The 12,796-nt window shown below is 71.2% G+C and carries 9 protein-coding genes; all 9 read left to right on the top strand.

Annotated features, from left to right (window positions below; all coding sequences use genetic code 11):
• The first annotated feature begins 24 nt into the window (after positions 1-24).
• The 9 genes from DEFCA_RS0109330 to DEFCA_RS0109290 all read left to right on the top strand — a co-directional run bounded on the left by DEFCA_RS0109330 (position 25) and on the right by DEFCA_RS0109290 (position 12,559).
• Positions 25-1,329, top strand: a complete 1,305-nt coding sequence (locus DEFCA_RS0109330) for a CoB--CoM heterodisulfide reductase iron-sulfur subunit A family protein (protein WP_025322760.1) — start codon at positions 25-27, stop codon at positions 1,327-1,329.
• Between the two features lie 102 nt (positions 1,330-1,431).
• Positions 1,432-3,159 (top strand): CoB--CoM heterodisulfide reductase iron-sulfur subunit A family protein, encoded by a 1,728-nt coding sequence (locus DEFCA_RS0109325; protein WP_025322759.1) that lies wholly within the window; start codon positions 1,432-1,434, stop codon positions 3,157-3,159.
• Between the two features lie 66 nt (positions 3,160-3,225).
• A complete protein-coding gene (locus tag DEFCA_RS0109320; RefSeq protein WP_025322758.1) occupies positions 3,226-3,744 on the top strand; it encodes a 4Fe-4S dicluster domain-containing protein in 519 nt (172 codons plus the stop codon).
• A 262-nt stretch (positions 3,745-4,006) separates the two neighbouring features.
• On the top strand, positions 4,007-4,903 hold the full coding sequence (locus tag DEFCA_RS0109315) for a CoB--CoM heterodisulfide reductase iron-sulfur subunit B family protein (RefSeq protein WP_025322757.1): 897 nt from the start codon (positions 4,007-4,009) through the stop codon (positions 4,901-4,903).
• Between the two features lie 64 nt (positions 4,904-4,967).
• Positions 4,968-7,997 carry an FAD-dependent oxidoreductase gene (locus tag DEFCA_RS24135; protein ID WP_025322756.1) on the top strand — a complete coding sequence of 1,010 codons (3,030 nt, stop codon included), beginning with the start codon at positions 4,968-4,970 and terminating at the stop codon, positions 7,995-7,997.
• A 261-nt stretch (positions 7,998-8,258) separates the two neighbouring features.
• Entirely contained in the window at positions 8,259-8,702 is a 444-nt protein-coding gene (locus DEFCA_RS0109305; protein ID WP_025322755.1) for a hydrogenase iron-sulfur subunit, read from the top strand.
• A 27-nt stretch (positions 8,703-8,729) separates the two neighbouring features.
• Positions 8,730-9,860, top strand: a complete 1,131-nt coding sequence (locus DEFCA_RS24130) for a 4Fe-4S dicluster domain-containing protein (RefSeq protein ID WP_025322754.1) — start codon at positions 8,730-8,732, stop codon at positions 9,858-9,860.
• A gap of 136 nt (positions 9,861-9,996) precedes the next feature.
• Positions 9,997-10,779 carry a 4Fe-4S dicluster domain-containing protein gene (locus DEFCA_RS19395; RefSeq protein ID WP_029733846.1) on the top strand — a complete coding sequence of 261 codons (783 nt, stop codon included), beginning with the start codon at positions 9,997-9,999 and terminating at the stop codon, positions 10,777-10,779.
• 103 nt (positions 10,780-10,882) lie between these two features.
• A complete protein-coding gene (locus DEFCA_RS0109290) occupies positions 10,883-12,559 on the top strand; it encodes an FAD-binding protein (RefSeq protein WP_025322752.1) in 1,677 nt (558 codons plus the stop codon).
• Positions 12,560-12,796: the final 237 nt, after the last annotated feature.

Here is a 12,796-nt window from a genome sequence, read left to right as displayed (position 1 = left end):
CCTTCTAGCATCACGAGACCCCAGATGGCGACGAAACGGGTACTGGTCATCGGAGGCGGCATCGCGGGCATCACGGCGGCCATCGACCTGGCCGACGCGGGCCACGAGGTGGTGCTGGTGGAGCGGCTCCCCAGCGTGGGCGGCCGCATGCTCCAGCTCTCCGAGACGTTCCCGACCCTGGACTGCGCCCAGTGCACGCTGACCCCCCGCACGGTGGAGACCGGTCAGCACCCCAACATCCGGCTCCACGTGTACTCCGAGGTGGTGGGGTTCGAGGGCGAGCCGGGCGCGTTCCGGGTACGGATCCGGCACAAGCCCTCCTACGTGGACTGGGCCAAGTGCACCGGGTGCGGCGCGTGCCAGGAGAAGTGCCCCTCCAAGGTCAAGACCAACCCCTTCGAACGGGGCGTGGGGGTCAAGAAGGCGATCTACACCCTGTCGCCCCAGGCCGTGCCCAACAAGCCCGTGATCGACGCCGAAAACTGCCGGTACCTGACCCGGGGCAAGTGCGGGGTGTGCGCCAAGGTCTGCCCGGTGGGGGCCATCGAGTACGAGCAGGCCGAGTCGTTCTCCGAAGAGGAGGTGGCTGCCGTGGTGGTGGCCACCGGGTTCGACCTGTACCCCCTGTCGGCCATGGCCGAGTACGGGGCCGGGCAGGTGCCCGACGTGATCGACGCCCTGGCCATGGAGCGGATGCTCTCGGCCTCGGGCCCCACCGCGGGCAAGGTGCTCCGGCCTTCGGACGGCACCGAGCCCAAGCACGTGGTGTTCATCCAGTGCTCGGGCAGCCGGGATCCCGAGAACCACCGGCCTTACTGCTCGCGGATCTGCTGCATGTACTCGGCCAAGCACGCCCGCCTGTACCGCCACAAGGTCCACGACGGCCGGGCCACCCTGTTCTACATGGACCTCAGGTGCACCGGGAAGGGCTACGAGGAGTTCCTGCAGCAGTCCACCGAGGAGGAGGGGCTGGTGTACGTGCGGGGCCGGGTGAGCCGGATCTTCCGGGAGGACGGCCGGGTCGTGGTGTGGGGCGCCGACACCCTCTCCGGCCAGGCCCTGGAGGTGAGGGCCGACATGGTGGTGCTGGCCCAGGCCCTGGTGCCCAACCCCGAGCAGGCGGAGTTGGCCCGGGTGCTGGGCATCGAGGTGGACGAGAACGGGTTCTTCCGCGAGACCCACTACAAGGTCGGCTCCACCGACACGGTGCGCGAGGGCGTGTTCGTGGCCGGATGCGCCCAGGGCCCCCGGGACATCGCCGACACGGTGGCCCACGCCTCGGCCGCGGCAAGCCGGGTGCAGGGGTTTTTGAAACGGCTGGGCGGCTAGGCAGCGCGGCGGCTAGGCGGCCAGGCGGCTGGGCAGCCCGGCTGCCAAGCTGCCTAGCCGCCCAGCAGACGCGAAGCGTCCCAACGTACATCCGAGGTGCCAATGGCCCGGATCGGTGTGTTCATCTGCTGGTGTGGCTCCAACATCGCGGGCACGGTGGACGTGGACCGCCTGGTGGAGATGCTCCGCCGCGTGCCCGACGTGGTCCACGCCGAGAACTACATGTACATGTGCTCCGACCCGGGGCAGGACCGGGTGAAGACCGGCATCCGGGAGCACCGGCTCGACCGGGTGGTGGTGGCGTCGTGCTCGCCCCGGATGCACGAGACCACGTTCCGCCGGGCCGCGGCATCGGTGGGGCTGAACCCCTACCTGGTGGAGATCGCCAACATCCGGGAGCAGTGCTCCTGGGTCCATCAGGGGGACAAGGAGGCCGCCACCCGCAAGGCCTTCCACATCATCCAGGCCACCCTCGAGAAGGTGCGCCGCAACGCGGCCCTGGAGGCGATCCGGGTGCCCCTGACCAAGCGGGCCCTGGTGGTGGGCGCGGGCATCGCGGGCATCACCGCGGCCCTCGAGCTGGCCGACGCCGGGTTCGAGACCCTGGTGGTGGAGCGGCTGCCAGAGCCCGGGGGCAACGTGCGGCGGCTCTACAAGACCTTCCCGTTCCACGAGGACGCCCGCGACATTCTGGGGCCCCGGGTCGAGGCCCTGCGCAACCACCCGAAGGTGCGGCTGTTCACCTCGAGCCGGGTCACCGCGGTCGAGGGGTACGTGGGCAACTTCCGGGTGGAGATCGCCACCGAGGACTCCGTGCCGGTGGAGGAGACCGTGGGCGCGATCGTGGTGGCCACGGGGTACCGGCTGTACCCGGTGGAGCGGATGGGGGAGTATGGGGCCGGCGAGATCCCGGACGTGATCGACGCCCTGCGGTTCGAGGAGCTCCTGCGCGAGGCGGCCGAGGGCGGCCGGCCCGTGGCCCGACCCTCGGACGGCCGACCCGTGCGGGACGTGGTGTTCATCCAGTGCTCGGGCAGCCGGGACCCCGAGAACCACAAGCCCTACTGCTCGCGGGTGTGCTGCCTGTACACCAACAAGCAGGCCCGCCTGTTTCGGGACCTCACCCCGGAGGGCCGAGCCGTGGTGTCGTTCATGGACGTGCGCACGGACTGCAAGCTCACCGAGGAGTACTGCCAGCGCAACATCGAGGAGGCGGGCCTGGTGTACGTGCGGGGCCGGGTGAGCCGGGTGTGGCAGGAGGGGGACCGGCTGCGGCTGTGGACCGCCGACACCCTGACCGGCGAGAAGATCGAGCTCGACGCCGACCTGGTGGTGCTGGCCCAGGCCGTGGAGCCGGCCCCGGGGTTCGAGGAGGTGTCGAGCCTCATGCGGGCGGGGGTGGACCAGAACGGGTTCTTCCAGGAGAGCCACATCAAGCTGCGGCCGGTGGAGAGCTCCACCCGGGGGGTGTACCTGGCGGGCGCGGGCCAGTACCCCAAGGACATCACCGACTCGGTGGCCCAGGCCATGGCCACGGCCTCGAAGATCCAGAGCCTGTTCGCGGCCGAGGAGCTGAGCCAGGATCCCCTGGTGGCGGCCGTGGACCCGGACCGGTGCTCGGCCTGCGGCCTGTGCGTGCCCATCTGCCCCTACGGCGCCCGCGAGGTGGACCGGGCCGTGGGCCACAGCCGGGTGAACGAGGCCCTGTGCCAGGGCTGCGGCGCCTGCGTGGCCGTGTGCCCCAACAAGGCCTGCCGGCTCAAGAACGACAGCCCCGAGCAGGTGATCGGCGAGATCGAGGTGTTTACGGCTGGGCAGCCGGACGGCTAGGCGGCTAGGCTGCGGGGGGAGAGGTCTCAGCCGCCCCGCCGCCAGGCAGCGACCGAAGGGAGCCCCATGCATCCTTTTGCGACAGAGGTCCAGGAGCTGAGCGGGCAGAACCTGAGCCGGTGCTACCAGTGCAAGAAGTGCACGGCCGGGTGCCCCACCGTGTCCTGGTATGAGTGGCCCAACCACGGCGTGGTGCGCATGATCCAGCGGGGCATGCGCGACGCGCTGCTCGGCTCGAAGACCATCTGGATGTGCGTGGGCTGCGACACCTGCGGCACCCGGTGCCCCAACGGCATCTACCTGGGCCCCATCATGGACGCCCTGCGGTCGCTGGCCCGCCGGGAGGGCCGGCGGGTGCCCGAGCCGGCCGTGCTCGCGTTCCACGAGGCGTTCCTGGCGAGCGCCCGCCGGTTCGGCCGGGTGCACGAGGCCACCATGCTCGCGGCCTACAAGCTCAAGACCCGCGACTTCCTCACGGACCTGGGCGTGGGCCTGAAGCTGTTCGCCAAGGGCAAGATCCCGGTGCTGCCCAAGGGCATCCAGGGCAAGGCGGAGGTGGAGAAGATTTTTCGGCTGGGCAGCTAGGCGGCCGGCAGGGTCTCGGTCCCAGCTGCGGCGTGAAGTTGGGGGCTCACGCAACGCCCGCAACGAAGATCGGAATGGGAAACCCGTGGCGATCTTGGCGATCGTGGCGAGAGACAAGCCGTTGAAGTAGTCCAGGCCGCGGCGTGAAGTTCAGGATCTCACGCAACGCGCGCAACGGAAATCTGGAAGGGAAAACCCCGTGGCGGCCATGGCGAGAGACAACCCGTTCTCCATGCCTGGGGAGATTCCAAAGAGGGCGACCGTGGCAGACAAGCAAAGGACTAGAGAGCCTTCCAGCTTTCTAGCTTCCCAGCCTTCCAGCACCCAAAGGGAGCTTTCTTACTACCCGGGCTGTACCGCCCACTCCACGGCGTGGGAGTTCAACGAGTCCACCGAGGGGGTGTTCCGCGCCCTGGGGTGGAGGCTGCGGGAGCTGCCCGACTGGAACTGCTGCGGGGGGGCGTCGGCGCACACCATGGACCGGGTGGTGGGCCTGGGGCTCCCGGCCCGCAACCTGGCCATCGCCCAGCGCATGGGCCGGGACGTGCTGGTGCCCTGCGCCGGGTGCTACAACAACGTGCAGAAGGCCCGGGTCGCCCTGGAGGCGGGCGACCCCGACGCCCGGAAGATCGAGGACACCCTGGGGTTCCGGTGGGGCAAGGGCGTGGGCGTGCTGAGCCTGCTCGACTGGCTGGAGCGGCCCGGGGTGATCGAGGCGTTGAAGGCCGGGGTGAAGCGGCCGCTCCAGGGCCTCAAGGTCGTTGCTTACTACGGCTGCCAACTGGTGCGGCCGCCCAGGGTGACCGGCCGGCGCTCGTGGGAGAACCCCACCACCCTGGAGCGGGCCTGCGAGGCCGTGGGGGCCCAGGCCCTGGACTGGTCGTACAAGGTGGACTGCTGCGGCGCGGACCTGGGCATCACCCACCCCGACCGGGCCGAGGCCCTGTGCTCGGGGCTCGTGGCCCGGGCCCGGGAGGCCGGGGCCCAGGCGGTGGTGGTGTCGTGCGGGCTGTGCCAGGCCAACCTGGACATGCGCCAGAAAGGCCAGGGCCTGCCGGTTCTCTACGTCACCGAGCTCCTGGGCGCGGCCCTGGGGGTCCCGGGCAGGGAGAAGTGGTGGAAGAAGCACCTGGTGGACCCGTCGCCGCTGTTTCGGTGAGGTGGCAGACAGTGACCCGTCACTCGTCACCGGTCACCCGATCACCGCTCCTGGATGAGTCGCTATGGATGAGGCGTTGAACGAACAGACCGGGCAGGGCTCCGACACCGCGCTGGTGGTGGGCGGCGGGCTCGCGGGCATGCAGGCCGCCCTGGTGCTGGCCGAGCAGGGCCGGAGGGTGGTGCTGGTGGAGGCGCGGCCGGCCCTGGGCGGGTTCTTCCCGCTCCTGGACAACCAGTTCCCCACCCAGTCGTGCGGGGTGTGCTTCATGGCCTGCGACACCCCCACCTACTGCCCGTTCGTCCAGTGCGAGCTCCACCCCAACGTGGAGGTGGTGACCTTTGCCGCCGTGGAGGGGGTGGAGCGGGACGCCGAGGGCCGGTTCCGGGTGCGGATCGCGCAGCGGCCCACCTGCGTGGACCCGGACGCCTGCACCGACTGCGGGGCCTGCGAAGAGGTGTGCCCGGTCTCGGTGCCCCGGGAGTTCGGCGATGGGCTCGAGACCCGCAAGGCCGTGTTCCGGTACTACCCCAAGGCCGTGGGCAAGGCCTACGTGGTCGACCCCGACGCCTGCACCCGATGCGGCAAGTGCGTGGAGGCCTGTGATCCCGGGGCCATCGATCTCGACGCAGAGCCCCGGGAGGTCGTGGTCGAGGCCGGGGCCGTGGTGCTGGCGCCGGGCGCCGACGCGTTCCCGGCCAGCCGCAAGGAGGAGCTCGGGTACGGCCGGTACCCCAACGTGCTCTCCGCGGTGCGGTTCGAGCGGATGCTTGCCGCGGGCAGCCCCTCGTCGGGCCGGCCGGTGCGGCCCTCGGACGGCCGCCCGCCCCGGAGCATCGCGTTCGTCCAGTGCGTGGGCAGCCGCGACGCCGAGGGCGGCCAGGGCCACTGCTCCTCGGTGTGCTGCATGTTCGCCCTGAAGCAGGCCCTGTTCGCCAAGGAGCGGCTCCCCGAGGCCGAGGTCACGGTGTACTACATGGACCTGCGGACCTTCGGCAAGGGCTACGAGGCGTACCTGCGCCGGGCCGAGGCCGCGGGCATCCGGTTCGTGCGGGCCGTGCCGTCGGTGGTGCGCGAGGTGCCGGGGAGCCGGGACCTGCTCCTCCAGGTGGCGGGCGAGGGCCCGGCCAGCGCCGAGGTGCCCCACGACCTGGTGGTGCTGTCCACCGGGTTCTGCCCCGGCACGGCCGGCCAGGACCTGCTGCGGGCCTTCGGCGCGGAGCCGGACGCCTCGGGGTTCGGCGGCGGGCCCGAGTTCGAGCCCTGCGCCACGGCCGTGCCGGGGGTGTACCTGGCCGGGGCGTTCCGGGAGCCCCGGGACATCCCCGAGTCGGTGCTCGACGGCGCCCGGGCCGCGGCCCTGGCGGCCGAGCGGCTGGGTGCGGCCGATGCGGCCGAGGGGCCCCGGCTCCCGGCGCCGGCCGACTTCCGGGGCGAGGAGCCCCGGGTGGCCGTGGTCCTGTGCGAGTGCGAGGGGTTCAACACCGACCGGGCCGACTTCGACGCCCTGGACCGGGCCGCCCGAGAGGTGCCCGGGGTGGTGGCCGTGGAGCGGGTGGCCCATGCCTGCTCCCGGGCCGGCCTCGAGGAGGTGCGCAACCGGTTCGCGGCGGCCGAGGCCAACCGCCTGGTGCTCGGCGCCTGCTCCCACCGGATCGTCGAGCAGCTGGTGAGGGGCGTGCTCCGCCGCAGCGGGTTCCACCCGGGGCTGGTGACCGTGGCGAACCTGCGCGAGGCCTGCCTCGAGGCCGGGGGCGGCACCCGGGCCGCGGCCGACGCCGTGGCCGCGGCGGTGCGCGAGGCGTGGTACGCCGGGTTCCCCGAGCTGCGCTCCGAGAGCCTGGAGCGCACGGTGCTCGTGGTGGGCGGCGGTGCGGCCGGCATGGAGGCGGCGCTCCGCCTGGCCGGCCTGGGCCTGTCGGTGCACCTGGTGGAGAAGGAGCCGGCCCTGGGCGGAAACCTGGCCACGTCCCGGTTCACCCTGCGGGGCGGCGACCCCCAGGCGCTGCGCGAGGATCTGGCCGCCCGGGTCGAGGCCCACCCGGCCGTGAAGGTGCACCTGGGCACCCGGGTCGAGGCGGCCACGGGCCGGCTGGGCGCGTTTCGCTCGGTGCTCCGGACCCCCGAGGGCGAGGTGGAGCTGCTCCACGGCGCGGTGGTGCTGGCCACCGGCGCCCGGGAGGCCGAGCCCCGGTCCTACGGCTATGGCCAGAGCCCCCGCATCGTGACCCAGAAGGAGTTCGAGGCCCTGCTGGCCGAGGGCCGGGTCCCGGAGGGCCGGGTGGTGATGATCCAGTGCGTGGAGAGCCGGGAGGAGGCCGAGGGGTGCCGCCCCTGGTGCTCCCGGGTGTGCTGCACCCACGCCCTCAAGAACGCCCGGCGGCTCCTGGACCTCCACCCCGGCGCGGGGATCACCGTGCTGTACCGGGACCTCCGGGCCTACGGCACGTACGAGGCCCAGTACCGGGACGCCCGGGACCGGGGGGTGGTGTTCGTGCCCTACGACCTCGACCGCCGGCCCCGGGTGGAGCCGGACGGCGAGCGGGTGCGGGTGCGCTACACCGACCCGGCCCTGGGCCAAGAGGTCACCGAGGAGGCCGACTGGGTGGTCCTTTCGGTGGGCATGGCGCCCGACGCGGCCGAAAACGCCCGCCTGGCCGACCTGTACGGGGTCGAGGTGGATGCCCACGGGTTCTTCCGCGAGAAGAACCCCAAGGCCGCCCTGGCCGACGCGACCCGCCCCGGGGTGTACCTGGCCGGGCTCTGCCACGGCCCCAAGCACATCGAAGAGAGCCTGGTGCACGCGGGCGCGGCCGCGGGCCGGTGCGCCGCCGTGGTGGGCCGGGGGGCGCGGCCGGTGTCCGAGAACGTGTCGTACGTGGTGGAGAAGATCTGCTCCCGGTGCGGGGTGTGCGTGGAGGTGTGCCCCTACGGCGCCCGCAGCCTCGACATGGACGAGAACGTGGCCCGGGTCGATCCGGTGCTGTGCCGGGCCTGCGGGGCCTGCACCATGGCGTGCCCCAACAAGGCGGCCCAACAGTACGGCTCGAGCCCCAAGCAGATGCTCATGGCGCTGGACGAGCTTTTGGGATGAAGCGGCGGCTTGCCGCCAGCGGATGGTTCCTGGCCGCCCGGCCGCCTAGCCCGCATTATTCATGAGCGTTCGTCGCGAAACCGTCGAGTGTGCGGTAGATCGGGGCAAGCGCAGCAACGAGGGGTGCAGGCGTACTGGACGGTACGTCGAGCCCCGAGGCGCGAGCACGCCCCGAGATGGCGTGCAATCGGCGGTTGCAGCAGAAGGCTTCATGAATAATGCGGGCTAGCTGCCGAGCCGCCCAGCGGAAAGGATTTTCCCATGGCTGACACAGCCCCCAAGACCGAGGCGTTCGAACCCAGGATCGTGGCCTTCCTGTGCCACTGGTGCACCTACACCGGCGCCGACCTGGCCGGGACCACCCGGCAGCAGTACCCCCCGAACATCCGGGTGGTCCACCTGATGTGCTCGGGCGCGGTGGACGTGGTGTACGTGCTCAAGGCCCTGATGGACGGGGCCGACGGCGTGCTGATCGGCGGGTGCCACCCGGGCGACTGCCACTACGAGTCGGGCAACTACAAGGCCCGGCGCCGGGTGGCGATCCTGCGGAACATCCTGGGGCAGCTCGGGATCCCCGAGGACCGGATCTGGCTGCGGTGGATCAGCGCGAGCGAGGGCAAGAAGTTCGCCGAGACCGTCACCGAGATGACCGAGGCGATCCGGGCCATGGGCCCCTGCGAGTTCAAGCAACACTGGGACGTGTAGTTCTCCCGCATCCCTAGGATGGAAACGATGAAAACGGGTGCTCTCCCTTCCCACTCCGACCCCTTGGCCGCGGCCGAGGCCCTGCTCAGGGGCCTGCTGGAACACGACCTGGTGGACGAGGTGCTGGTGCCGGCCCGGGCCGCCGGCGGCACCACGGCCCTAGGGCTGTTCGCCGATCCGGCCCGCCTGCAGGGCGCCAACCCCTGGTCGCCGGTGATGCCGGTGCAGGGGGCCCGGGCCGTGTCGAACCTGACCTTCACCGATCCCGGCCGCCGGGTGGCGGTGGTGCTCCGGCCGTGCGAGGCCCGGGCCGCCGTGGAGCTGATCAAGCTCCAGCAGATCCGCACCGAGCGGGTGGTGTTCGTGACCGTGGACTGCCCGGGCACCGTGGAGGTCACCGCGTTCCAGGCCTCGGGCCTGGACCCGGCCGATGCCTCCCGGTCCCTGCTCGCGGCGGCCGCCGGCGAGCCGGCCGCGCCCGAGGGGCTCTCCCTGCGCACGGCCTGCACCGTGTGCGAGCACCCGGCCGCGGCCTGGGGCCAGATCCGACTCCTGACCTTCGGGGCCGGGGCCGGCGGCGTGGCGGTCGAGGCCGAGGACGAGTGGGCCGACCGTTTGGCCGGGGTCGGCCTGGCCTCGTTCCCGGCCGACCCGCCGGCCGGCCGGGCCGAGGCGGTAGAGGCCCTGGCGGCCCGGCGCCGGAAGGCCCGGGACGAGCTGTTCGAGCGGTTCCGGGCCGAGGCCCGGGGGATCGAGGGCCTCAAGGAGGCGTTCGCCACCTGCATCCGCTGCTACAACTGCATGGAGAACTGCCCCATCTGCTACTGCAAGCAGTGCATCTTCAAGAGCCCCACCTTCGACCACCCGGGCGAGCTGTACGCCCGGTGGGCCGAGCGCAAGGGGGCCCAGCGGATGCCGGCCGAGACCGTGCTGTTCCACCTGACCCGGCTGAACCACATGGCCACGTCGTGCATCGGCTGCGGCCTGTGCGAAACGGCCTGCCCCATGGGCCTGCCGGTGGCCACCCTGTTCCGGAGCGTGGCCCAGGGCGTCCAGGCCATGCTGGAGTACGAGCCCGGCCGAAGCCTCGACGACCCCATCCCCCTCACCGTGTTTCGCGAGGACGAGCTCCAGGAGGAGTCGGGAGCAGGGGAGTGAGGACGGCTGGGCGGCCTGGCGGCTAGGCGGCTGGGCAGCCCGGCCGACTGCGACCGGCCACCAACGACGAACGACCAACGACCCGCGGCGGTTCAACGATTCACGATTTACGATTCACGACTCACGGAGTCTGGCCATGAGCGCGCAAGCCACAAAGAAGATCGAGGTCATCGCGAGCGGAGACCGCCCCATCCTGCCGGAGGGGGCGCGCACGGTGCCCGTGTACATCATGGGCAAGAAGTACCTCCTGCCCGAGACCCTCACCATCCAGAAGGCCATCGAGTACGCGGGGTACCAGTTCATCCGGGCCTGCGGGTGCCGGGGGGGGATCTGCGGGGCCTGCCCCACGGTGTGGCGGATCCAGGGGGACTTCCAGCTCCACTTCGGCCTGGCCTGCCAGACCGTGATCCAGGAGAACATGATCCTGGCCCAGATCCCGTTCTTCCCGGCGAACAAGGCCGTGTACGACCTCGAGGCGCTCGAGGCCACGGGCGAGGTGGTGGCGGCCCTGTACCCCGAGATCATGAAGTGCGTGGGCTGCAACACCTGCACCCGGGCCTGCCCCATGGACATCGACGTGATGGAGTACATCAACGCGGCCATGCGGGGCGACGTCGCCCGGGCCGCCCGGGTGTCGTTCGACTGCATCCAGTGCGGCCTGTGCTCGGCCCGGTGCCCGGCCCAGATCGCCCACTACCACGTGGCCCAGCTCTGCCGGCGGCTCTACGGGAAGTACCTGCTGCCCCGGGCCGCGCACCTGGAGAAGCGGGTAGAGGAGATCCAGGCCGGCAAGTACGACGGGGTGCTGGAGGACCTGACCAAGATGGACCACGAGGAGCTTCGCAAGCGCTACGTGGAGCGGGAGATCGAGCCCCTCGACTCCACGGGCTGGGAGCCGGAGGACAAGACGTACTTGTGAGCGCGCCGGGCGCGCTCACGCTGGGCGGCGGCCGAGCCGCCTAGCCGCCTGGCTGCCCAGCTGCCCAGCCGCCTAGCCGCCAAGCCGAACACGGAGAATCGCCATGGGCTACACACCGGAGATGAAGGAGCTGATCAAGCGGGTCGAGGCCACCCGGGCCGAGCGCATCGAGCGCACCCGGCGGGGCGAGTACTTCCCGGCCATGACCCTGGAGGAGCGCGAGGAGGTGCTCCGGAAGTTCCACCCCGACTACAAGCCCGAGGGCCGGCGCGAGGTGCGGGTGGGCCCCAACAAGGGCGAGGTGTACCCCGAGGAGTTCGTGGACGTGCTCGAGGCCTACCCGCGGATTCCCCCGGACAAGGTGGACTTCTCGGTTCTGCCCACCCAAACCACCGACGTGCTGGTGATCGGCGGGGGCGGGGGCGGCACGGCGGCCGCGCTCCTGGCCTCCGATAACGGGTGCAGGGTGATCCTGGCCACCAAGCTGCGCCACGGCGACGCCAACACCGTGATGGCCGAGGGCGGCATCCAGGGCGCCGACCAGGAGGTGGACAGCCCCTACTTCCACTTCCTCGACACCATCGGCGGCGGCCACTTCACCAACCGGCCCGACCTGGTGGCGGCGCTCACCCGGGACGCGCCCCTGGTGATCTCGTGGCTCGAGAGCCTGGGCATGATGTTCGACAAGCTGCCCGACGGCCGCATGCGGGTGCGCCACGGCGGCGGCACCAGCCGCAAGCGCATGCACTCGGCCGGCGACATGACCGGGTCCGAGATCATGCGGGTGCTCCGCGACGAGGCCCGGAACCGGCCCGACCGGATCGAGGTCATGGAGTTCTCGGCCGCGGTCGAGATCCTCAAGGACGCCCAGGGCCGGGCCTGCGGGGCGCTCCTGTACAACATGGAGACCGAGGAGTACTTCGTGGTGCGGTCCAAGGCCGTGGTGCTGGCCACCGGCGGGTTCGGCCGGCTCCACATCCAGGGGTTCGCCACCACCAACCACTACGGCGCCACGGCCGACGGCCTGGTCATGGGCTACCGGGCCGGGGTGCCCCTGGACTTCATGCACTCCACCCAGTACCATCCCACCGGCGCGGCATACCCCGAGCAGAACGTGGGGCTTTTGATCACCGAGAAGGTGAGGGGGCTGGGGGCGAACCTGCTCAACGTCCACGGCGAGCAGTTCGTGTTCGAGCGCGAGCCCCGCGACGTGGAGAGCGCGGCCATCATCCGCGAGTGCGTGGAGCGGGGCAACGGCATCGTGACCCCGGTGGGCCGGTACGGCGTGTGGCTCGACTCGCCCATGATCGAGGAGCTGGAGGGCCCGGGCACCATCGAGCGGGAGCTGCCGGCCAAGTTCGTGCAGTTCATGCGCTACGGCATCGACATCCGCAAGGAGCCGATGCTCGTGTACCCCACGCTCCATTACCAGAACGGCGGGCTCAAGATCACCCCCAACGCCGAGACCGCGGTGCCGGGGCTGTTTGCCGCGGGCGAGGTCACGGGCGGGGTGCACGGCGAGAACCGGCTCATGGGCAACTCGCTGCTGGACATCACCGTGTTCGGCCGCCGCGCCGGCCGCAACGCGGCCGAGTACGCGAAGAGCCTGGCCGAGGAACCGGGCGAGCCCACCCTGGACCACGTGCGGGAGTTCGTGCGGGAGCTGGAGGAGGCGGGCGTGGACCCGAGCCGGATCTCGCCCATGCTCCTGCCCGACTACACCACGCCCGACGTAAAGATGCGCCAGCTCACGGCCCACTATCACGGGACGATCCGCTAGTGAGGGGCCGTTCGTCGTTGGTCGTGAGTCGTTCGTGGTTTTCTGTTTCGGGGCGTGTTCGGATCTCCCGTGGGACGGGTTCTGCGCTCTTGCTTTTCGCCTAGTTTCTAGAGCATAGGGCGCGCCGTGCGCGCCGGACATCCGCCGCTTGGATTACGGGCTCCTCTCGGTCCCAAAGCTCGGCCGTGCGGAGCGGCAAGAACGGCAGTATCTAGCTAGTTTCTAGTCTCTAGTCTC

The sequence above is a fragment of the Deferrisoma camini S3R1 genome (assembly GCF_000526155.1).
In the GTDB taxonomy this organism is placed as follows: domain Bacteria; phylum Desulfobacterota; class Deferrisomatia; order Deferrisomatales; family Deferrisomataceae; genus Deferrisoma; species Deferrisoma camini.
This window is presented reverse-complemented; position numbering and strand designations above follow the sequence as displayed.

Coding starts and splice junctions, on each gene's coding strand:
- DEFCA_RS0109330 (WP_025322760.1), top strand. CDS start 25: ATGGCGACGAAACGGGTACTGGTCATCGGAGGCGGCATCGCGGGCATC.
- DEFCA_RS0109325 (WP_025322759.1), top strand. CDS start 1,432: ATGGCCCGGATCGGTGTGTTCATCTGCTGGTGTGGCTCCAACATCGCG.
- DEFCA_RS0109320 (WP_025322758.1), top strand. CDS start 3,226: ATGCATCCTTTTGCGACAGAGGTCCAGGAGCTGAGCGGGCAGAACCTG.
- DEFCA_RS24135 (WP_025322756.1), top strand. CDS start 4,968: ATGGATGAGGCGTTGAACGAACAGACCGGGCAGGGCTCCGACACCGCG.
- DEFCA_RS0109305 (WP_025322755.1), top strand. CDS start 8,259: ATGGCTGACACAGCCCCCAAGACCGAGGCGTTCGAACCCAGGATCGTG.
- DEFCA_RS24130 (WP_025322754.1), top strand. CDS start 8,730: ATGAAAACGGGTGCTCTCCCTTCCCACTCCGACCCCTTGGCCGCGGCC.
- DEFCA_RS19395 (WP_029733846.1), top strand. CDS start 9,997: ATGAGCGCGCAAGCCACAAAGAAGATCGAGGTCATCGCGAGCGGAGAC.
- DEFCA_RS0109290 (WP_025322752.1), top strand. CDS start 10,883: ATGGGCTACACACCGGAGATGAAGGAGCTGATCAAGCGGGTCGAGGCC.